Source organism: Paludibacterium denitrificans, assembly GCF_009707705.1.
GTDB classification, from domain to species: Bacteria; Pseudomonadota; Gammaproteobacteria; order Burkholderiales; family Chromobacteriaceae; genus Paludibacterium_A; species Paludibacterium_A denitrificans.
Map to the genome: position 1 here is coordinate 3,020,539 of NZ_WLYX01000001.1, position 21,183 is coordinate 3,041,721.

Genomic DNA, 21,183 nt, shown 5'->3' on the forward strand with positions numbered 1-21,183 from the left:
GCCGGGAAATGATCGTTCTCGCGCATGAGGCTCTGACCGGTAACTTCTCACGGATTCCGTGGTCATTAATGGTTCTGACAGAGCGCATGGGAAGTCTGCACTCCATCATTGGCGCCCTGCTATCTCCCATTGGATTGGTTTCTGCGGCTGGCGTTGCTGCCTTTGCCGGGATCACTTACGAGATTATTAAGACCGAAGAGGAGATCAAGAAGCTAAATATCGCCATGTCAGCCACGGGCAACTTTGCAGGCATGAGCGAAAAGCAGTTTACCGCCGTGTCAGAGTCGATTTCTGGGATGGGCCTTGCATCGACATCAGCTGCCAAGGAAATCGAAACCGGGCTGGTGATGTCTGGCAAGTACAGCGCCGACATCATCGGAAAGATGACGCTGGCCATTTCGCAGTACGCGTCCGTAACCGGCGAGGAAACGGACAAAGCATCCAGTCAGCTGACCCGGATGTTTGAAGACCCGGTGAAGGCCGCTAATGTTCTGGACGATCAGTTCCATATCATGACCTACACCGACAGGCTGTACGTCGAGCAACTGGTCAAAGTCGGCGATCAGCAGGATGCCGTCCGGTTCACGTTGGATAAGCTGTCCGCGCAATTGCAGGGGCCTGCATCAGAGGCCGTTTCGCACATAACACAACTGTGGCGCGAGTTTGGTTCTGCAATTGACGCCGTAGAGAACAAGCGCTTACGTGATGCTGCCATCGATAAGATTCAGGAATCGATGGGACCATCCTCAACCTTGACGTACAGCGATGCGCGCGCGCGTGCAGAGGCAATCTACGAAGCAGATCAACGTCAATCCGCTTCAGCTGCGCAGCGGGAAGGCGAGCGGCAACAGGCCGAACAACAAGCAAAGAACAACGCGCTATTCCTTCACGGCGAGTCTGAGAAGTACAGAACTGCCGAAAAACTGCGCGATGACTACGCCAAGAACATCAGGGCGCGTGAAACGGCAGATACTGCCGCTGTCATGAACATGACACTGGCCCAGCTTAAGGCGTATGACGACAAGCTGATTGCCAACTATGACGCAAAGCACAAGGACAAAAAGGGTCCGAGACAAAAGGTTGACATCGGGCAACGTACTGCCGACAACTACATGGCCGGACTGGTTTCAGAGGCGGCCAGCGCCCAGCAGGAAATCAACAACATCATCGCCGGGATTGATTTCACCAAGCTGACAAAGGGCGAGAAGCAGATCAATGATCTGCGAGCACAACTTGCCATTAGTGATCCAAAGATGCGCAACGGACAGCGCAGCAATTCCTCCATTCAGGAGGAAATCGCCTACCGGAAAAAGAGGTCGTCCCGCTACAGAAAAAACTGATGCTGTTGACGCAGCAGAAGGAAGTGAACGCCGTTCTTACCTCCGGCTACAACAAACTCAACGCCGAGACGGTAAAGTACATCGACGGCCTGCAGAGCGAAGTAGACCTGATTGGCGCCACATCCCTACAGCGCAAGGAAGCCGCTGTCATGCTGGATATGGAGGCGAAAGAACGCCAACTGCTGAATGAGGCGGCAAAAAAATCTGGCCTTTCCGACGAGCAATTTATCGCACGAAACCCCAAAACCGTAGCGGAAATCAGAGCTGTTACCGTTGCCCTGCAAGAGCAGCGTCTGAAAGCCCTTGCCTCGCATGAAGCAACCATGAATGAGTTTTCCACGGGTTGGGACAATGCGATGGCAGCGTATAAGGACAAGGCTTCCAACAATGCCACGGCGGCCGCAAACATCTTCAACGCGATGACAACCAGCATGGAATCGACCCTACTCAACTTCTTCAATACCGGGAAGATGGGTTGGCAGGATTTTGCCAAGGCAGTACTGGTCGAGATCGAGAAGATACTGATTGCCAAGCAGGCGGCTGGCCTGGTTGGAAGCATCAGCCTTGGCTGGGTTATGCAGTGGGCGTCCAATCTGATCGGCGGCCAGACGCAAACGGCGGCACCCATCGAATCTGGCGTTGCCAGCTGGACGGCAACGCAGGCCAATGGCGGCGCGTGGTCACATGGCGTGCAGCTTTACGCAAACGGCGGGGTATTTGACCGCCCTACCGCCTTTGCTCACGCCGTTAACGGCCTTGGCGTGCTTGGCGAGGCCGGTCCCGAGGCCGTTATGCCGCTGACTCGTGGAGCCGATGGGAAGTTGGGTGTGAAGGCCAGCGGGCAAGGAGGTGGTGGCGATGTCGTGATCCAGCAGACCTTCTATATCCAGCAGGACGGCACGGTGAAACAGACGGGCGATGCCGGGCAGTATCAGCAGGTTACCCAGCAAATGGCCGATGCAATGACCGGTATTGCTAGGCAGTCCATCGTCAAGGCCATGCTGCCTGGTGGTGAAATTGCCACCGTTTACGGGAATAAACTCTGATGGCTTCGACATTCACTTGGACGCCTGACTACAGCGCAAAACTGAGTCGAGCGCCGCGGGTACTCAAAGCACAGTTTGGCGATGGGTACGATCAGCGGGTTCCAGATGGCATCAACAATAATCCGCAATCGTGGGCGCTGACATTCAATAACCGCACCAACGCTGACGCCGACGCCATCGACGCCTTTCTGTCCGCACAGAACGGCGTGACATGGTTCTGGTGGACGCCACCTCGCGTAAACGCCGCCATCAAGGTCGTATGCGAAAAGTGGGATAAGTCTGAGGCGACGTTCAACGGCACCACCGTCACGGCCACCTTCGACCAAAAATTTGACCCAGGCTAATCATGGCAAATCCAATCCAATCCGATCTGCAATCGCTGCAACCGTCGGCGCTGGTCGAGCTGTTCGTGCTGGACGCGACGATGCTGGGCGGTTCGCTGACCTACTTCCACGCCGGTACCAACGGGCTGACCCAACCTGTCGTGTGGCAGGGAAACACCTACCAGCCGTTCCCGATTCAGGCCGAAGGCTTCGAGTTGAACGGCAAGGGGGCGCTGCCACAGCCGACGCTGACCGTTTCCAACGTCGGCGGCCTGATCTCGGCGCTGGTGATGCAATACGACGATCTGGTCGGGGCGAAGCTGACGCGCAAGCGCACGTTTGCCCGGTATCTGGATGGCGCGACCGATGCTAACCCTTCGGCTGGTTTCGATGACGACGTGTGGTGGGTACATCAGAAGGTATCCGAAACCAAACAGGCAGTGCAATTCAAGCTCGCCAGCGTGTTGGACGTGGCCGGGGTAAATCTGCCCGGACGGCAGGTCATCGCCAACAACTGCCAGTGGCAATACCGCAGCTGGAACGGTACGGCGTTCGACTACACCAACGCCACCTGCCCTTACACCGGCGGTGCGATGTTCGACACCAACGACGCATCGGTAGGCAACGGCTCACAGGACCGGTGCAGCAAGCGACTATCCGGCTGCGCAGCAAGGTTTGGTACGGCGGCGGTGCTGCCGTTCGGCGGATTCCCGGCTGCACAACGGTTCTGATTATTCATCGAGACAACAAGGCTCGCTTCGGCGGGCCTTTTTTATGGACGCTCGCCATGCTTGATCCCTATTTGATTGCCGAAATGCTGAAACACGCTGAGGCAGCCTATCCGAACGAGGCGTGCGGGCTGATCGTGGCGGCTGGCAAGAAACCGCTTCTTGTCGTCTGCCAGAATGTGGACGAGCAGCCGGGCCAGCAGTTCACCATCTCGGCTGACGATTACGAGGCCGCCGAGGAGTGCGGCCCGGTGATCGCCGTCTGGCATAGCCACGTCAACGAATCGCCCGAGCCGAGTATGGCCGACCGCCAACTGATCGAGGCCACTGGCCTGCCGTGGCACATCGTCTCGTGGCCGGGAAAGGGCTATGCCTATGCCGAGCCGTGCGGATTCGTAGCGCCATACGAGGGCCGACCGTTCGTGCACGGCATCCACGACTGCTATTCGCTGATCCGCGATTACTACCAGCGCGAGTACGGCCTGTACCTGAACGACTATCCCCGCGCGGTCGAGTGGTGGAACAAGGGCGACGACCTGTACCTGCAAAACTTCGAGCGAGAAGGCTTCAAGCGCCTGATCGACGCGGAGTTCCAGCCGGGTGATGTGCTGCTGATGCGTATCGGTGACACACAGACCACCAACCACGGCGCGATCTACCTCGGGAATGGCGAGATGCTGCACCACGTCACGAACCGGCTGTCCTGCCGCGACGTGCTGAACGGCTACTACCAGCGCGGCATCACCCACCACTTACGGCACGAGACGAAGCTATGACGATGACCACCGTGAAACTCGGCGGACGTCTCGGGCAGGAGTTCGGGCATGTTTGGCATTTGGACATTGACCGCCCATCCGAAGCCGTCCGCGCCATCGAGGCTAATCGACCCGGATTTGCCAAACGCATCGCCGATCTGGCCGACATGGGGCTGGTTTTCCGGGTTCGGCTGAACAAACGGCCGGTGGATGAAGAAGAGATAGAGGTGCGGCATGGCGGCCAGACGCTGACCATCATGCCGATCGTGCGCGGAGCCTGCGCTGTTGGGCGGATTGTGATCGGTGCGGCGCTTATTGCGGCATCGTTTATTCCGGCGTTGTTGGCACGCCATGGGGAACGGCGATGATGAATGTCGGTGCATCGCTTGTCATCGGCGGCGTCGTGCAGCTGCTGTCCCCACAGCCAAAGGTTGCTTCATCAAGCAATTCTAGCGGAACAAGCTCCTACGCCTTCGGAAATACCGAGAACGTTGCCGGGCAAGGCTACGCCATCCCTGTTGGCTATGGCCGGATGCTGGTCGGTTCCATTGCGGTAGCCGCTGGCATGTATGCGGAAAACATGGGCGCTTATGCTGACTCGAACCCGAGCATCAGCGTGAATAGCAATATAAAGGGGTTGTTGCGTGGATAACCTTATCCGAGGGGCAAAGGGTGGTGGTGGCAAGGGTGGCGGTGGCAGTTCACACACCCACTACGAAGCGCCGGACAGCCTTCAGTCCATTGAATACGCCCGCGTGCTGGATGTTATTGGCGAGGGGCCGATCAAGGGTCTGGTCAATGGCCTGCAATCGGTCTATTTGAATGACACTCCGGTGCAGAATGCTGATGGGACGTTCAACTTCCAGAATTGCGCGTTCTCCATGCGTACCGGCTTGCCGTCGCAAGACCCGATACCAGGCTTCCCGGCCATTGAGTCGGAAACATCGGTCAGCACGCAGGTAAAACAAGCCACTCCCGTTGTGCGGCGCATTGCCGACCCGAACGTCAATGCCGCGCGCGTGACCATCGGCATCCCTTCTCTGCTGGTGCAAAACACCAAAAATGGGGACGTTAATGGTACGTCTGTTGCCATCTCGATTGACGTCAACACCAATGGCGCTGGCTGGGTTCCGACTGTTATTGGAACGGAAACGATAAACATCGGATCCGGAAAGCAGATAAGCTCAACGCGTCAGCTTTTATCCGCCAACCTGACGGCCAATTGGACGGCATACAATTACAACGATCAGGTCTTAAATACCGCCAGTTATGTCATCGAGTCTAGCGACGATGCTGGTTCTACATGGTCTACGGTAAAAACAGGAACATTTTCTGGTTATTCAGAAACAAATAGCTATGGTAATTCCCCGGCGACTGATAGCACATCAGCCTCGATCACCCTTTCAGGCGGAAATAGCTACGCATTTAGGATTCGGCTAATATCCGGCGTTGGTTCTGCCATCCTATCCGGGTCGGCGGTGGCTAGGTCGGCCACCGACACGATCACCGGAAAAACCCGCAGCCGATACCAGCGCAGCTACCGAATCCCACTATCTGGCGCCGGTCCGTGGGATATTCGTGTCACCCGCATCACCGCCGATTCGACCGATTCGTCTGTCTCGAACGATACGTGGTGGGATAGCTTCACCGCTATTACCGACTACCAGCTGTCCTACCCAAACACAGCCTATGTCGGTATCAACGTCGATGCCAAGCAGTTCTCCAGCATCCCGACGCGTAAGTATTTGGTCGATCTGATGGTGGTGCAGGTGCCGAGCAGCTACGACCCGGTGGCGCGGACCTATACCGGCACATGGGATGGCACATTCAAGACCGCGTGGACGGACAATCCGGCGTGGTGCTTTTATGACATGGTGACCAACAGCCGCTATGGCCTTGGCCGCTATATCCCGGCTTCGCTGACCGACAAGTGGGCGCTATATACCATTGGCCAGTATTGCGATGAGCTGGTGCCAGACGGATTCGGCGGCATGGAGCCGCGCTTCCGTCTTAACGTCTGGATCAACTCGGCCTCGGCAGCCTATGACGTGCTGCAAAGCATGGTGTCAGCGTTCCGTGGCATGTTGTATGCCTCGGGTGGCTCGCTATCACCGGTGGCAGATATGCCAGCCACGCCAAAGATGCTGTATACGGCGGCCAACGTCATCGATGGTCTGTTCACCTATCAGGGCAGCCCGCGCAGCCAGCGCCACAGCATCGTCAACGTGACGTGGCAGAACCCGGATAACAGCTACAAGGACGAAATCGAATCGGTTGATGATGCCGAGGCTATCGCCCGCTATGGCGTTCGCAAGCTGGACATCAAGGCATTCGGATGCACCAGTCGCGGGCAGGCGCATCGCATGGGGCTGTGGGCGCTGTACTCGGAAAAGTACGACAACCTGATCACCTTCAAGACTGGCCTCGACAAGACCGCTACCTTGAAGCCGGGCGACATCATCGAGATTGCCGACCCGAACCGGGCTGGCGCTCGCATGGGCGGCCGGGTAGCAGCCGCGACGACCACGCATGTTGATCTGGATGCGCCGGTCACGCTGACGGCTGGCGTGAGCTACACGCTCAAGGTGCTGACATCGGATGGCAGCTGGAACGAAGTCGGAATCCTGCCAGCATCGGGTAGTGTGACCGGTGTTGATCTGGTGGCGCCGCTTCCCTCTGCGCCACTGGTCGGAACAATCTGGCTGATCTCCAGCAATGCGCTGGCGGTACAGCAGGCCCGCATCATCTCGATCAAGGAGGCCAGCAAAAACACCTTCGAGCTGACGGCCATCGAGTACAACGCCGCGAAGTATGCCGCTATCGAGCAAGGACTGACGCTGGCCACGCCAGTCACCAGCAACCTTGACGCCTCGCCGCCAGCTGCGCCCGGTGGAGTAACGGCAGTTGAGTCGCTGTACGAGGCGCTTTCCACGGTAAAAAGCCGGGTGTCTCTTTCGTGGAACGCCACGCCTCGCGCCAGCCAGTATTACGTCGAGTACCGGCGTGACAGCAACAACTGGTCAGGGCAATGGACGAACACCACGCTTCTTGATGTGGATGACACACAGCCTGGCATCTATCAGTTCCGCGTCTATGCCGCCAACACGCTTGGCAACAAGGGTCCGTACACGCTGCTGACGATGGAGGTGTTCGGTCTGGCGGCTGCGCCGTCTGATATCGCCGGTCTGGATATTTCCGCGCTAAATGGATTTGCCTTGCTCTCATGGCCACAGTCGCCTGATCTGGATGTGCGCGTCGGCGGGTCGATCCGCGTCAAGCACAGCCCACTGACGACCGGTGCGACGTGGCCGAACTCGACTGACATCGGACCGGCCATTCCGGGTAGCGCGACACAGGTACAGCTGCCACTGCTGCAAGGAACATATCTGCTCAAGGCTGTCGATAGCTCCGGTGTCGAGTCGATCAATGCCGTGATGGTGACCACTACGGCCCCAGCTGTGATGGCGATGAACATAGTGCAAACGCTGGACCAGTCGCAGTGGCTGGGCGCCATGTCGTATGTCGCCACTGTCGATGGGGCGATCAAGCTGGACTCGGCAGATGCCATCGACGTGTGGCCGGATGTTGATTCTGTTCCTGATTGGGACAGCGGACTTGGCGTTGCACCATCGGGAATCTACTCATTCGACCAGATCGTTGACGTGGGGGCAGTGCAAACCTGCCGGATTTCCAGCCTGTTACACACGATGTCCTATGCGACCAACGACCTGATGGACGCATGGACGGATGTTGACTCACGTAACAGTTGGGACGGCCTTGATGCTGGTAGTACAGCAGCAGAAATACAGATCAGCACAACGAATGTCGATCCGGCTATGAATAAGTGGTCTGGCTGGTCTCCGTTGCGCATCGCTGATTATTCGGGCCGTGCGTTCCGCTTCCAGCTTGTCATGCAGTCATTCGATCCGGGGCACGCCATTGTGACGGATCAGCTGTCCGTGACGGTGGATATGCCTGACCGAATCGTCAACCTCAATGATGTGGCCATTCCATCGGGCGGCCTTCAAATCAACTTCTCTCCGCCATTCATGGCTCCGCCAACGCTCGGCATTTCCGGGCAGGGCTTACAGCCCGGCGAAAACATCAAAATCACCGCCCGCACCAATGCGGGCTTTTTTGTGACCGTACAAAACGCCAGTGGAGTTGGTGTAGCCCGCTCCATTGACGTTATTGCGAAGGGTTACGGGGGATACTAAATGTCTCAAAGTAGCATGAACATTGCCGCTGGCAGCGGAGCAGCTGTCCGATCTGCCATCAACGCCGCGATTCAGGCGCTGGCTTCCAACAATGCTGGCACATCTGCGCCAAATCCGACGTACCCAAATATGTGGTGGCCAGATCAAACAGCAGGACGGTTGCGCCGCCGTAGCTCTGACAACCTATCGTGGATCGACTTCGGGGCACTGGACATTAGCCTTGGGAATCAACTGCAATCGCAGTCCGGCACGGCCTTCACCGCTGGAGGCACTGCCCCGTCCTACACGCTGACGCCATCACCAGCCATTACCTCCTATGCGGCCAACCAGCGTTTCAACGTCACGTTCCCCTCGGCTGGAACTACGGGAAGCAACACTATCAACATCAATGGATTGGGAAACGTATCGCTGAAGCAGTACGCCTCGGACGGCACGCTAATTCCGGTGTCGTAGCGGCTGGAATGAACTCTGATGTGCAGATCGTTGGCGCTGGCAGTTATGCTTTATTGCTGGACCCTTTGCCAAGTGCTGCCATCGGCGTGCGCGGCGTTCGTAGCAACCTGGTTGTTGGCTATACCGGAACATCTGGCGTTGTAAGCGTCACCGCCACTGAGCTTTCGCTTGAATCTGCGTTCGGCTCCTACATCACGCTAAAGAACCTGAATCTATCGGCAACTTCTGGCAATGCCTCCGGCGCAGCCAACAGCCTCGACACTGGCAGCTGGGCATACTCGACCTGGTACTACCTTTTTGTCATCTACAATCCGACAACCAGTACCAGTGCGCTACTGTGGTCACTGTCCGCAACTTCTCCGACACTGCCTAGCGGCTATACCTATTTTTCCATGGTTAGCGTAAACAAGACGCAGAGTGCAACGAACTACTGGTTCTTGGGCGGGACGCAGACTGATCGAGTTTTCCAGCCAAAGGTTAACGGTTCAAGCAACGTACTGGGGTTACCCCTCATCGCAAGCGGGGCCGCAGGCAGCATAAGTACACCGACATGGGTTGCGATTGGACTTGGCAGCGCTGTTCCGCCGAATACGTGTAGGGTTGCTCTTCTTCCGCTAGTATCAACTTCACCAGCTACGATAATTGCTGCGCCTAATAACAGCTACGGCGTGGCCAATTCAACATCCAATCCGCCGCCACTGTTCTTCCAAAATGTCACATCGGGTGGTGTGTCATCATACCCGGTATGGATGACACTAGAGTCCACTTCTGTCTATTGGGCTTCGTCGGCAGCTGGTTGCTATCTTTTTCTTTCTGCATGGGAGTTGAATCTGTAATGGGATACGCAATCAATGGAATCAGCATGCGTGCGGTTGATATCACGGACGAGCTTCTTCCGGGGAAACCTACGTCGAAGATCTGCCGACTCCGTGGCCGACTGCTGAGGCATCTGAAGCTGAAGCATGGTCGTCTCACCAATCTTCTTCCCGTTCAGCCCTTGCAGCCAGCGATACCACGCTGATGCGCTGCTATGAGTCAGGTATTGCGTTGCCAGCCGAGTGGGTGGAATACCGCAAAGCTCTTCGCGCCATCATCTCCGCGCCATCTGGCGACCCATCGCAGCCGTTGCCGACACGTCCAGCCTATCCGGAGGGCACATGATGATCTGGCCCTTGCTCGCCCCGCTTGATCTGCTGGTCAACCTTCTGGCGTTCCCGCTGGCTCCGCTGGTAGCCCTGCTCACCTCAGCATCAGGCGTGTCACCCTGCTGGGCATGGCCATGGCTGACGCCGGACAACCCCATCGACGGCGACGCAGGCCATATCAGCCGGTGGGCGTCGCTCGTCGGGAAGTGGCCGGAAGTCGGCATTTACTGCCGCCGGGTGGCGTGGCTCTGGCGTAACCGGGGCTACGGTTTCAGCGTGAGAGTGACGGGTCGGACATGTTCCGGCCCTTCTTCTTTTGTGGGTGACCGCGCCGTATCGGACAACCCGTTCCACGCTGGAGCCTGTCGGGTGCGGAATGGTGGCTTGTGGGAGCTGTACGTGGTGCGGCCTATCTTCGGGCGCTTCTACATCCGCCTGCGCCTCGGCTGGAAAATCCCGCTGACTCGTGACGCCTGCACCGATACCGTCGCACTTTGCACGCACATCTCCATCCAATACAAACAGTGACACCGGCCCGGCCGGTTTTTTTTTACGCCTCACGTTTTTACGTGGGGCTTTTTTACGTCCAAAGGGGGGCGATATGAACTGGGAGGCTTTGTCGGCGCTGTCGGCAATCTTTGTTCCGATCGGTGGCGCGATGTGCGTCGTGCTGTGGTGGATCATGCAAAAGATTCGGTCAGACGTTGACATGCTGGAGCAGGCATTGGCGGCCCACCGGCTGCATGTGGCTGAAAACTACGTGACCAATGGCGCGCTGGCTAAGGCGATTGACGGGGTGAATGACTCGCTCAAGGAGATCTTCCTAAAGCTGGACAAGATCATGGACAGCAAGGCCGATAAGGAGTGCAGACGATGAATCAAGCCCTACTCATTGCAGAACTTCGCCGTGACGAGGGCGTGCGCTACCGGCCCTATCTCGACACGGCTACGCCTCCGCGCCGGACTGTTGGCGTTGGCCACAACATGGACGCCAAGCCGCTGCCATCCGGCTGGGTATTCCCGCTGTCGGACGCTCAGGTCAACCAGCTGTTGGCCAGCGACCTGCAAGCAGTCTATTCCGGCCTCGATGCCAAGTTGCCATGGTGGCGAACGCTGGATGAGGTGCGCCAGCGCGTCGTGGCAAATATGGCCTTCAACCTTGGCGTTGGCGGCCTGCTCGGCTTTCCCAACACACTGGCGGTTATGCGTTTAAGCAACTATGCCTCTGCCGCGGCGCACATGAAGGCGAGCGCCTGGTACAAGCAGGTCGGACAGCGCGCGGTACGACTGTGTCAGGCCATGGAAACAGGCGTAATGCCGTCTTGATGGGAGTGAATATGAAAAAGCTGCTTGAGGCAATCACCGGTGACGACAACGTCACCATTGAACCCGCCTACCTGTGGTGGGCACTGGCTATCTTGGTCGGCATCGGCCTTGAGATTTACTCGGTAGTCACCGGCAAGCCATTTGACCTGCAATCGTATGGGGTCGGTGTTGGCGCCCTGCTGGTGGGCGGCGGGTTCGGCAAGAAAGTAGGTGGGTGATGATCTGGATTGCGAAAAACTGGAAGTGGCTGGCGGCACTGGTGGCCGTGGCCGGATTGATCGCGCTGGGCGTGGAGATGCGAGGCATTGCTGACCGCCCTGCTCTGGCGTCTGCCAAGGCGGATGCGTCAGCGGCACGTGGCGTGACCGAGGCGGTACAGGCTGCGCGTGTGATCGAGCACAAGGTGGCTGCAAGCGATGCGGAGGCATCCGCTCAATATCAGAAAGGACTGGAAGATGGGAAAACTGAACTGCAAGGTGCTGTTGATCGGCTTAATGCTGCTCTCCGGCTGCGTGACGCCAAGCTCACTGCAGCCCGCGCCGGGAATCTGTCCGCAGCTGCCACCGGCTCCAGCAGACGTGATGCGTCCGCGCCAACCGACTTTCTTGCAGCGCATGGAAGCGATGCTCTCCGGCTCGCTGCCGAAGCCGACGACGTCACCAAGCAACTGACGGCGTGTCAGGCGATTGTGGCGAGTGATCGGGCTGTTCCGTAATATCATGCAGGCGGTTGTATACCGCCCCATGGCTGCGTAGCCGCTATGGTTCCGGTATAGTAAAGACCAACCATTTACCTACCCGCTTGCCATAGCCCAGCAAAATAAATTTGGGGTACAAAAGGGGGTATCAAATAGCTGGAAAAATTCCTGACGCCAGTAAAATCAAGGGTTTGCAATTAATATGCTATTAATGATCGATAATTACGACTCCTTTACCTACAACCTCGTGCAGTACTTCGGCGAGTTGGGGCAGGACGTCAAGGTGTTTCGTAATGATGAAATCACGCTGGAGCAGATCGAACAGCTCGCTCCGCAATATCTGGTAGTTTCACCGGCCCGTGCTCGCCGTCTGAAGCGGGTATTTCTGTTGCCGCTATCCAGCATTTTGCCGGGAAGCTCCCCACCATGGGGGTATGTCTTGGCCACCAAAGCATAGGCCGGGCGTTTGGCGGGCACATCATTCATGCCAAGCAGCTGATGCATGGCAAGATATCTCCGGTACATCACAACAATGTTGGCATGTTCCGTGACTTGCCTAATCCGGTAACGTGCACCCGTTACCATTCTCTGGTCATCGAACGTGAAACGCTACCAGATTGTCTGGAGATCACCGCGTGGACCGATGACGGTGAAATCATGGGCGTTCGCCATAAAACCCTGCCGATTGAGGGGGTACAATTCCACCCTGAATCGATTCTCACGGAGCAGGGCCACGCCATGCTCAACAATTTCCTGACGGAATTCACTGCCTGAATCAGAGAATCGATGACACCGCACGACACTGACAGGGTTGGCCGAAGTTCGGCCAACCTTCATTGCCGATAATTTGTAATACAGACTGCGCCCCGCTCCGATATTGACTTTAAGAATGGCCGTTTTGCGTGCAGGGCAAGAAGGAAGCTCTTGATGATTACCCCTCAGGTTGCACTCAATCGTCTCATTGACGGCAATGAACTGTTTTTTGACGAAATGCTGGATTTGATGCGTCAAATCATGCGTGGTGAACTAACCTCGGCCCAGATTGCTGCCATTCTGATTGGCTTGCGGGTGAAGGTAGAAAGTGTATCGGAAATTGCGGCATCGGCCACCGTGATGCGCGAATTTGCCACCCATGTTCCGGTTGCCACGCGCGAACACCTGATCGACACCTGCGGCACCGGCGGCGATCAGTCGCATACCTTCAATATTTCGACCACCTCGGCATTTGTCGCCACTGCGTAGAGCGCGCGGGTGGCCAAGCATGGCGGTCGCTCAGTCTCCTCCAGCTCGGGCAGCGCGGACGTACTGGAAGCGTTGGGGGTGAACCTGAAATTGTCGGCAGAACAAGTCGGCCAATGTATTGACCAGATCGGGGTCGGCTTCATGTTTGCCCCCAATCACCATAGCGCCATGAAGTACGTCGCCCCCATTCGCAAGGAACTGGGGGTTCGCACCATTTTCAACATTCTCGGGCCGCTAACCAATCCGGCCAATGCCGATAACCAGCTGATGGGCGTTTTCCACCCCGATCTGGTGGGGATTCAATGCCGGGTGCTGCGCCAACTGGGTAGCAGCCATGTGATGATTGTGCATGGTCGGGATGGCCTGGATGAAATCACCTTGTCCGATACCACGCTGGTGGCAGAACTGAAAAATGGTGAAATTCGCGAATACGAGCTGGACCCGCGCGAACTGGGCTTCCAGCTGGTGGACAAGGACGCCATTCGCGCCAACACGGCCGAGGCTTCACGCGACATCCTGTTGTCGGTACTGGATGGCAAGGAAGGCCCGGCGCGCGATATCGTTTTGCTCAATGCCGGTGCCGCCATCTATACGGCAGACATTACCGCTACGCTGGCCGACGGTGTTACCATGGCGCGCGACATGATTGACTCGGGCAAAGCCCGCTCCAAGCTGGAGCAACTGGTCAACCTCAGCCAATCTCTGGCTGCCTGATTGCAAACGGTCGGCTCTGGTCGACCGTTTCGGTTTTTATTCTGCAAGATTGCCGGATCACCATGAGCAAACTTTCCAAAGACATTTTCAAGGCCTATGACATCCGCGGCGTCGTTGGCAAAACCCTGACCACCGACATTGCCCGCCTGATTGGCCAAGCAATCGCGTCCGAAGCGCTGGCGCGTCGGGTTACCACACTGGTTATCGGCCGCGACGGTCGGTTGTCTGGCCCGGATTTGTGCGATGCGCTGGGCGAAGGTATTCGCGCTGCTTAACGTGGACGTGATTGATATCGGCCGGTAGCAACGCCGATGTTGTATTTTGCTGCCCACGAGCTCGGTACGCTGTCCGGCGTGATGGTCACCGGCAGCCACAACCCGCCGGATTACAATGGTTTCAAGATGATGCTGGCCGGTGACACGCTGGCAGGCGAAGACATCCAGCAGCTGTATCAACGCATTCACGACAATCGTCTGAGCAGCGGCGCCGGTACGCTCCGCACGCATGACATCACCGAGGCTTATCTGGAGCGCATCACCTCCGATATCCAGCTCGAGCGGCCGATGAACATCGTGATCGATTGCGGTAACGGCGTACCCGGTGCATTTGCCCCGCGACTCTTCCGTCGTCTGGGTTGCCGGGTGCGTGAGCTGTTTTGCGATGTGGATGGCCACTTTCCCAACCACCACCCCGATCCGGCAAAACCGGAAAACCTGCAGGACGTTGTCAACGCGCTGCAAAAAACCGATTCCGAACTGGGACTGGCATTCGATGGCGACGGCGACCGACTGGGCGTGGTCACCAAAGAGGGCAATATCATTTGGCCAGACCGGCAGTTGATGCTGTTTGCGGCAGATGTGTTGTCACGCAATCCCGGCGCTCAGGTGATTTACGATGTCAAATCCACTCGTTTGCTCAAGCCGTGGATTCAGGAACATGGTGGCATGCCGGTCATGAGCCGCACCGGTCACAGTTTCATCAAGTCCAAGATCAAGGAAACCGGCGCGCTGGTTGCCGGTGAAATGAGCGGCCACGTCTTTTTCAAGGAGCGCTGGTACGGGTTTGACGATGGGATGTATGCTTAGGCGCACGCCTGCTGGAAGTGCTGTCGCGGGTGGATGACCCCAGCGCCCTTCTCAACGCATTGCCTAATGCCATTTCCACACCGGAACTCAACCTGAAAATGGCGAAGGAAGGCGATAACCACGCGCTGATCGCCAAACTGCAACAGACCGCCCGCTTTGATGGCGCCGAGGAAGTCAACACGCTGGATGGTTTGCGTGTGGAATACGCCGATGGTTTTGGCTTGGCTCGCGCCTCCAATACCACGCCGGTAATCGTGCTGCGTTTTGAGGCCGATAATGCCGAGGCGCTGGAACGCATCAAGTCTGACTTCCGCCGGGTATTGAGCAGCGCCACCGATGCAAAACTGCCGTTCTGATTGTTCGGCCAACCTGACAGGGTTGGCCGAAACTTCCTGACGCGCATGCAGCGGACCGATCCGCCCGATTGCAAACAACATATCGTCTAAACCGACAGGGGCCCCGCACACGCAGGGCCCCTGTCGTAGCAAAGGAAACCACACCATGTACGCACAGGCTGCCTCAACCTTACTGACAGTGCGTGATTTACTGCGATTTGCCGTCACCCGGTTCAACCATGCCGAGCTGACTTACGGCCACGGTACCACCAATGCGTACGACGAAGCGGCCTACCTGATTCTGTCCACGCTCAAGCTGCCTGTCGATCAACTGGAACCTTATCTGGATGCCCGCTTGCTGCCGGAAGAAATTCAGGATGTTCTGGAGCTGATTGCGCGTCGTGCTGAAGAGCGTGTGCCGGTCGCTTACCTGACGCACGAAGCCTGGCAGGGCGATTTCAACTTCTATGTGGACGAACGGGTGCTGGTGCCGCGTTCATTCATCTACGAACTGCTGGGCGAACCGCTGGCACCGTGGATCGAGTTTCCTGAATTGGTACACCGCGCGCTCGACCTGTGCACAGGCTCTGGCTGCCCGGCCATCCAGATGGCCCACCACTATCCCGATGCTGAAATCGACGCGGTCGATATCTCGCTTGATGCCTTGGAAGTAGCCGCCATCAACGTCGAAAACTACGGCCTCGACGACCGCATTCACCTGATTCATACCGACATGTTCGAGGGGCTGGAAGGTACCTACGACCTGATCATCTCCAACCCGCCATACGTCGATGCCGAGTCGGTGGAAGATCTGCTTAGCCGAATACCTGCACGAACCGGAGCTGGCACTGGGATCAGGGGAAGATGGGCTGGATGCTACTCGCGAAATCCTGCGGCGTGCGCCCGAGTTTCTCAATGAAGGCGGTGTGCTGCTGGTGGAAATTGGTCACAACCGCGACATGCTGGAAGAGTGCTTCCCTAACCTGCCATTTGTCTGGCTGGAGACCAGTGGTGGCGACGGTTTTGTCTTCCTGCTAACGCGTGAAGACCTGATCGACGCTCAGGACTAAGCCGCACCACATCACGGATACATCCGCCTTTTCGGCCAACCTCTCAGGGTTGGCCGAATGCATTCAGCCCACCGTATTGCCACAGCAGCATGCTGGCGGTAAACACCATAACGGCCCCGATCACGCTATCCAGCACCCGCCAGCTACTGGCTTTCTGGAATAACGGGGCAAGCTTGCCCGCCAGAAAACCGATACTGGAAAACCAGGCCACAGAGGCGGTCAGGCACCCCAGCACAAACGACGGTGCCGCTTGTCGGCCATACACCGAAGACACGCCGCCAATCAGGATAACGGTATCCAGCCAGACATAAGGATTGACCAAGGTCACCATCAGAATGGTGCGAATGGCGTCACTCCGCGTCCGGGCAACACCGGCTTGCAAGGTCAGCGCTCCCGGTTGCCGGGCAGACCGGAAGGATTTTAGCCCCAGCCATAAAATGAAAGCCGCCCCACCCCGGTCACTACCGTGACAAAACCCGGTATGGCAGAAACCAGCCGCCCCACTCCCAGTACACCACAAGAAATCAGCACGGCATCGCACACCATGCAGATCAACACGATAGGCACAACGTGAGAGCGACTGATTCCCTGACGAATGACAAAGGCGTTTTGCGGGCCAATACCGACAATCTGACTGGCGGTCAAACCAAGCGCCGCCAGATAGACATTCAACTGAAACATGACAAGCTCCGTGTAGCGATATTCAAAGGCTAACGGAGTGCGATTAAGAAGTAAAACTAATCTATTTTATATATTATAATCTAAATTAATATCACTGGTTTCCCAGCCGTCAATCCAGCCCGGTAATTGCCGCGATGCCATGGGCGGCGAAATACCGTAGCCTTGTCCGCTGGTACAGCCCAGCTCCAGCAAACGCGCCCAGATCGGTTGATTCTCCACGCCTTCGACCACCAGTTTGCGATCGGAATAATGAGCGAACGACACCATGCTGCGCACGATGGCCTCGTTACCCGGCGCCTCGAGCAAACGTCGTACAAAGCGCTGATCGATCTTGATCGTATCAAACGGCAACTGCTGCAAGTGCACCAGCGATGAGGCTCCGGTGCCGAAGTCATCGAGCGCAATAAGCAAGCCCAACTCGCGGCAACGTTCCAGCTTGGCCACCACCTGCTCGGCCTCCTGTTGAGACACGCTCTCCAGCACTTCCAACTCCAGATGTCCAACCGGCAGCGGATACGCCGCCATCAGTGCCTCAATACCGGGAACAAAGCTGTCGTGTTTGAGCGTCATGGCCGATAAATTGACACTTACCGGAATCACACGGCCTTCGCCCTGCCATTCCTGCGCGTGGCGAATGGCTTCGCGCAGCACCCACCAGTCCAGCTTGCGCATCAAGTCGGTGTCTTCGATGGCAGGAAAGAACTCGCCGGGCGGCACAAACCTGTTGTCACGATACCAGCGTACCAGCGCTTCGGCGCCTACTACCTCGCGCGTATGCAGATCGATCTTGGGCTGGTAAAACAGCTCCAGTTCATTACGCAACAGTGCATTGGCAAATTCGCTGCGCAGGCTATGCATGCGCTGGATTTGCTCGTCCATCTTTTCATCATAATAACGGAACTGGCTGCCGCGCTTTTCCTTGGCGCGGCTGAGCGCCAGATCAGCACGGCGCAGCAAGGTGCGCGCTTCGGCCTGATTTTTGAATTCGACGGCAACGCCCACGCTCGAGCTGGTTTCAACCACCGCGCCCATGCAATTGACCGGGCTTTGCAGGCGGGCCATCAGTTGATTGATCAGGCCATCGAGTTGATCAAACCGATCAGTACAGGCAATAAAGCGCGAGGCCCCCACCCGGCCAACGTAGCCAAACGGATAGACCTCCTTGCGCAGGCGGCGCGCCACTTCGCACAAGATGACATCCCCACCCTCGTGTCCCAGCCGGGCATTGACCTCATGAAAATTGTTGATGGAAACCACCATCACAGCCAGACGGGCACTGTCGCTCTCGCTGCTGATCAGGCGGGCGATGTGATCTTCCATCAGTTGCCGATTGGGCAGGCCAGTCAACCGGTCATGGTGCGACAAGAACGCCAGTTCCGATTCGTTCTTGCGGTTACGCTCCATGACATCATGCCGCTCCGGGCTTCGGCCAACTTCCGACGCCATGGTTTTTACCAGTTCAACCTTGGCATCATCAAAAAAGCCAAGCTGGCGGGAATACAGCGACAACGTACCGACGGCCTTGTGTTGCAGCACCAACGGCGCTACCAGCAGGCTACGAATCTGATTGTGCTGTAACCATTCGCGCCAAGGCGCCGGGAGGCGTCTTCATTGACATTGTTGACCAGTTGCACGCTGCGCGTACGCAACGCCCGGCCACTGGGACCACGGCCATAAACACTATCGGCCGTGGCCATGGGAGGCTGGTTCAGTGAAAAATCCGCACCGGGTTCCGAAGCGCACGCCATGGTCTGCAACAGCGATGTATTGTCATCCAGCCAGCGAATGCTGGTATGGCTAAAGCCCCCTTCGGCCACGCATACATCACAAATGGCCTGAAACATGCGCTCTCGGGTTTCTGCCCGGCTCAGTACCAGGGCTGACGCCATTGAGCGTGGCATATAGCCGCGACATGGCCTGTGCATGGAGGTTCTGACGATGGGATTCTTCTTCCATGGCCTGCTGATAGCCATGCAGTTGCAGCATCTGATCCAGCAAAATACGTTTATTGATGGCGCGGACCGAGGCGTGAATTCAACTCGGCCGGTACGGCCATTTCGGCCAACCTTCCCAACAGGTGCGCCAGATAGCGTTCATATGCGCCAGCCACCCATACCATGCTGACACCCAGCCGATAGTGAAGCCGCCCCAGTATGACCACCGCTCCCGCGCCCTCGGCATCCAACTCCCGGCTTAACATGTTGGCCAGATGATCCAGTTGGCGACTGACCAAGCCTTCAGAGCCCTGAGGCAAATGGCGATTCAGCAATTCCGCCGTGTCGGCACTTTTCAGCAAATACCAGTAGAACTCTTTGCCCAATAGATCACGCCGGGCCAACAAGTCCTCGGCATGGGCAGCCAATAGATGAAAATGTTCTTGTCGAATGCCGATGAAGCGACACAGCCGTTCCATCAACGCCGTATTATCTTTTAACATCCATTGCGCCTTGTTCTGGCAGTTTGTTTGGCCATCGCGGGAAGTTGGTTTGCCCTCTGTTTTGATCAGAGAAACCCAACGAAAAACGTTTTGAGAATCGCTATATTTTAACAGAATATCCACGTAGATTACGTGGGCAATAACTGATCACTTTATGTCAGAAAAACCTTCTCATGCTTGATCCGCGTCAACTGGCGGCTTTGTGTGCCGTCGTAGAAACCGGCGGTTTCGATAAGGCCGCCAAAACCCTGAATCTAACGCAGTCCGCCGTGTCGCAGCGTATCCATCAGCTGGAAGAAAAGCTGGGGCAGCCCGTCGTCAGCCGCACCACGCCAGCTGATGCCACCCCGGCAGGTAGGCGGTTATTACAGCATTTTCGGCAACTCCAGCTCATGGAGGGCGACTTGATGCAGTCGCTGGGCCCGAGTGATGCCACAGCCGCTTTTACCGAACTGGCGATCGGCGTCAATGCGGACAGCCTCGCGACCGGCTACTGGAAGCCATCACTCCGGTAGTAGCCGCGCGGCGCGTCGTATTGCAGATTGTGATGGATGATCAGGACTATACGCACGAGCTGATGCGTTCCGGTCAGGTCAGCGGCTGCATCAGTACCCGCGCCACACCGTTTCAGGGCGGCGAATGCCACTATCTTGGAACCATGCGCTATTTATGTCTGGCCACCCCAGCTTTTCGTGACCGCTACTTCGCGCAAGGCACCACCCACACCGCCTTGGCGCAGGCACCCACCATCCGCTTCAGCAACAAGGATGACCTGCACCCACAGTTTCTTGATAAGGCGGCGGGCTATCGCGGTGCCTTCCCGCATTTTACCCTGCCCACCCCACAAGGGTTTGTCGAGCTTACCCGGCTTGGGCTGGCCTACAGCCTGTTGCCGGAGCAGATGGTAGACGATGACTTGCAAACCGGACGGCTGGTTGACCTCTTTAGCGGCCAATTTACCGACCTGCCACTATACTGGCATCACTGGCGCGTGGAGTCGCCCATCGCTCAGATTCTCACCGAGGCCTTGACCGCCTATTGCAGCCACCATCTGCGCCAATAAAAACGAAGGACGAGGATCTCATGGTTACTGCCCCTGACGAGCCCAGCGCCAAACAGTGGGCCCAACTGGAACACATGGCCCGCGCCGCCGCGCAACGGGCCTATGCGCCATATAGCCGCTTTGTCGTTGGCGCTGCCGTACTAGCTGACAATGGCAACATCTATCCCGGCTGCAATGTGGAAAACGCCTCCTATGGCCTGACCACCTGCGCCGAGCGCAATGCACTGACCAGTGCGCGTTCCCAACACGGCATTACCAACATCCTGGCGGTGTGCATCTACACGCCCACCTCACACCCTACCGCACCATGCGGGGCATGTCGGCAGGTGTTGAACGAATTTGGCCCTAACATGCGCGTACGCGCCATCTGCGATGGTCCGGAGCGGTTGGATGCCATCTTGTCAGAATTGCTACCGGAGGCATTTGTTCCGCATCATCTGGCATCGTCCGTCCCCCGCTCATGACCTGACCTAGAACATCCAGCCCAGCATTTCGGCCAACCTTTGCCGTATTACAGAGAATAAAA

23 protein-coding genes and 5 pseudogenes are annotated in these 21,183 nt (G+C 57.2%); 24 read left to right on the top strand and 4 right to left on the bottom strand.

Annotation, left to right across the window (positions count from 1 at the left end; all coding sequences use genetic code 11):
• The first annotated feature begins 8 nt into the window (after nt 1-8).
• The 21 genes and pseudogenes from GKE73_RS19590 (at nt 9) to prmB (ending at nt 16,476) form a co-directional block, all read left to right on the top strand.
• Nucleotides 9-1,340 carry a phage tail length tape measure family protein gene (locus tag GKE73_RS19590; RefSeq protein ID WP_230371221.1) on the top strand — a complete coding sequence of 444 codons (1,332 nt, stop codon included), beginning with the start codon at nt 9-11 and terminating at the stop codon, nt 1,338-1,340.
• On the top strand, nt 1,340-2,386 hold the full coding sequence (locus tag GKE73_RS19595) for a phage tail tape measure C-terminal domain-containing protein (RefSeq protein WP_230371222.1): 1,047 nt from the start codon (nt 1,340-1,342) through the stop codon (nt 2,384-2,386). Before GKE73_RS19590 ends, GKE73_RS19595 begins: the two co-directional genes overlap by 1 nt.
• Nucleotides 2,386-2,730, top strand: a complete 345-nt coding sequence (locus GKE73_RS19600) for a phage tail protein (RefSeq protein WP_230371223.1) — start codon at nt 2,386-2,388, stop codon at nt 2,728-2,730. The genes GKE73_RS19595 and GKE73_RS19600 overlap by 1 nt, the downstream gene beginning before the upstream one ends.
• 2 nt (nt 2,731-2,732) lie before the next feature.
• The gene (locus tag GKE73_RS19605) at nt 2,733-3,440 is read left to right on the top strand and encodes a phage minor tail protein L (RefSeq protein WP_230371224.1); all 708 of its coding nucleotides are present in this window, start codon (nt 2,733-2,735) and stop codon (nt 3,438-3,440) included.
• A 56-nt stretch (nt 3,441-3,496) separates the two neighbouring features.
• Nucleotides 3,497-4,213: a C40 family peptidase gene (locus GKE73_RS19610; protein ID WP_230371225.1), complete on the top strand. Its 717-nt coding sequence runs from the start codon at nt 3,497-3,499 to the stop codon at nt 4,211-4,213.
• Complete coding sequence (locus GKE73_RS19615; protein WP_230371226.1) at nt 4,210-4,560, top strand: tail assembly protein; 351 nt, start codon at nt 4,210-4,212, stop codon at nt 4,558-4,560. The genes GKE73_RS19610 and GKE73_RS19615 overlap by 4 nt, the downstream gene beginning before the upstream one ends.
• Nucleotides 4,557-4,844 (top strand): tail assembly protein, encoded by a 288-nt coding sequence (locus tag GKE73_RS19620; RefSeq protein ID WP_230371227.1) that lies wholly within the window; start codon nt 4,557-4,559, stop codon nt 4,842-4,844. Before GKE73_RS19615 ends, GKE73_RS19620 begins: the two co-directional genes overlap by 4 nt.
• Nucleotides 4,837-8,409, top strand: coding sequence for a TipJ family phage tail tip protein (locus tag GKE73_RS25145; RefSeq protein ID WP_230371228.1), 3,573 nt, complete (start codon nt 4,837-4,839; stop codon nt 8,407-8,409). Before GKE73_RS19620 ends, GKE73_RS25145 begins: the two co-directional genes overlap by 8 nt.
• A 159-nt stretch (nt 8,410-8,568) precedes the next feature.
• Nucleotides 8,569-8,862: a hypothetical protein gene (locus GKE73_RS19630; protein WP_230371229.1), complete on the top strand. Its 294-nt coding sequence runs from the start codon at nt 8,569-8,571 to the stop codon at nt 8,860-8,862.
• A gap of 20 nt (nt 8,863-8,882) precedes the next feature.
• On the top strand, nt 8,883-9,698 hold the full coding sequence (locus tag GKE73_RS19635) for a hypothetical protein (protein ID WP_230371230.1): 816 nt from the start codon (nt 8,883-8,885) through the stop codon (nt 9,696-9,698).
• Nucleotides 9,699-10,019: 321 nt separating this feature from the next.
• Entirely contained in the window at nt 10,020-10,535 is a 516-nt protein-coding gene (locus GKE73_RS19640; RefSeq protein WP_230371231.1) for a DUF7338 family protein, read from the top strand.
• Between the two features lie 73 nt (nt 10,536-10,608).
• Nucleotides 10,609-10,884 carry a hypothetical protein gene (locus tag GKE73_RS19645; protein WP_230371232.1) on the top strand — a complete coding sequence of 92 codons (276 nt, stop codon included), beginning with the start codon at nt 10,609-10,611 and terminating at the stop codon, nt 10,882-10,884.
• Nucleotides 10,881-11,333, top strand: a complete 453-nt coding sequence (locus tag GKE73_RS19650; RefSeq protein ID WP_230371233.1) for a glycoside hydrolase family protein — start codon at nt 10,881-10,883, stop codon at nt 11,331-11,333. Before GKE73_RS19645 ends, GKE73_RS19650 begins: the two co-directional genes overlap by 4 nt.
• Nucleotides 11,334-11,344: 11 nt before the next feature.
• On the top strand, nt 11,345-11,551 hold the full coding sequence (locus tag GKE73_RS19655) for a hypothetical protein (RefSeq protein ID WP_230371234.1): 207 nt from the start codon (nt 11,345-11,347) through the stop codon (nt 11,549-11,551).
• Complete coding sequence (locus GKE73_RS19660) at nt 11,551-12,048, top strand: hypothetical protein (RefSeq protein WP_230371235.1); 498 nt, start codon at nt 11,551-11,553, stop codon at nt 12,046-12,048. Before GKE73_RS19655 ends, GKE73_RS19660 begins: the two co-directional genes overlap by 1 nt.
• A 184-nt stretch (nt 12,049-12,232) precedes the next feature.
• A pseudogene (locus tag GKE73_RS19665) lies at nt 12,233-12,804 on the top strand (aminodeoxychorismate/anthranilate synthase component II).
• A gap of 153 nt (nt 12,805-12,957) precedes the next feature.
• A pseudogene (gene trpD / locus GKE73_RS19670) lies at nt 12,958-13,986 on the top strand (anthranilate phosphoribosyltransferase).
• 62 nt (nt 13,987-14,048) lie between these two features.
• Nucleotides 14,049-14,738, top strand: a pseudogene (locus GKE73_RS26205) (phosphohexomutase domain-containing protein); the annotation flags it as partial.
• An 87-nt stretch (nt 14,739-14,825) separates the two neighbouring features.
• The gene (locus GKE73_RS26210; RefSeq protein ID WP_376767447.1) at nt 14,826-15,071 is read left to right on the top strand and encodes a hypothetical protein; all 246 of its coding nucleotides are present in this window, start codon (nt 14,826-14,828) and stop codon (nt 15,069-15,071) included.
• Nucleotides 15,072-15,088: 17 nt separating this feature from the next.
• Entirely contained in the window at nt 15,089-15,427 is a 339-nt protein-coding gene (locus tag GKE73_RS26215; RefSeq protein WP_376767393.1) for a phosphohexomutase domain-containing protein, read from the top strand.
• A 145-nt stretch (nt 15,428-15,572) separates the two neighbouring features.
• Nucleotides 15,573-16,476: pseudogene (gene prmB / locus GKE73_RS19680) on the top strand (50S ribosomal protein L3 N(5)-glutamine methyltransferase).
• A 43-nt stretch (nt 16,477-16,519) separates the two neighbouring features.
• Here the strand turns inward: prmB and GKE73_RS19685 are convergent.
• The 4 genes and pseudogenes from GKE73_RS19685 to GKE73_RS19705 form a co-directional block, all read right to left on the bottom strand.
• Nucleotides 16,520-17,157 (bottom strand): annotated as a pseudogene (locus GKE73_RS19685) (LysE/ArgO family amino acid transporter).
• Between the two features lie 66 nt (nt 17,158-17,223).
• Entirely contained in the window at nt 17,224-18,720 is a 1,497-nt protein-coding gene (locus GKE73_RS19695) for a bifunctional diguanylate cyclase/phosphodiesterase (RefSeq protein ID WP_376767448.1), read from the bottom strand.
• The gene (locus GKE73_RS19700; RefSeq protein ID WP_230371239.1) at nt 18,702-19,046 is read right to left on the bottom strand and encodes a GAF domain-containing protein; all 345 of its coding nucleotides are present in this window, start codon (nt 19,044-19,046) and stop codon (nt 18,702-18,704) included. The genes GKE73_RS19695 and GKE73_RS19700 overlap by 19 nt, the downstream gene beginning before the upstream one ends.
• A gap of 116 nt (nt 19,047-19,162) precedes the next feature.
• Complete coding sequence (locus tag GKE73_RS19705; protein WP_230371240.1) at nt 19,163-19,594, bottom strand: protoglobin domain-containing protein; 432 nt, start codon at nt 19,592-19,594, stop codon at nt 19,163-19,165.
• 173 nt (nt 19,595-19,767) lie between these two features.
• On the opposite strand from GKE73_RS19705, the gene GKE73_RS19710 reads away from it, so the two are divergent.
• From GKE73_RS19710 to GKE73_RS19720, 3 genes are read left to right on the top strand one after another with little or no spacing between them, the layout of a single operon-like run.
• Entirely contained in the window at nt 19,768-20,109 is a 342-nt protein-coding gene (locus GKE73_RS19710; RefSeq protein WP_230371241.1) for a LysR family transcriptional regulator, read from the top strand.
• A 32-nt stretch (nt 20,110-20,141) separates the two neighbouring features.
• Nucleotides 20,142-20,657 (top strand): LysR substrate-binding domain-containing protein, encoded by a 516-nt coding sequence (locus GKE73_RS19715; RefSeq protein WP_230371242.1) that lies wholly within the window; start codon nt 20,142-20,144, stop codon nt 20,655-20,657.
• The gene (locus GKE73_RS19720; RefSeq protein WP_280955037.1) at nt 20,633-21,121 is read left to right on the top strand and encodes a cytidine deaminase; all 489 of its coding nucleotides are present in this window, start codon (nt 20,633-20,635) and stop codon (nt 21,119-21,121) included. The genes GKE73_RS19715 and GKE73_RS19720 overlap by 25 nt, the downstream gene beginning before the upstream one ends.
• Nucleotides 21,122-21,183: the final 62 nt, after the last annotated feature.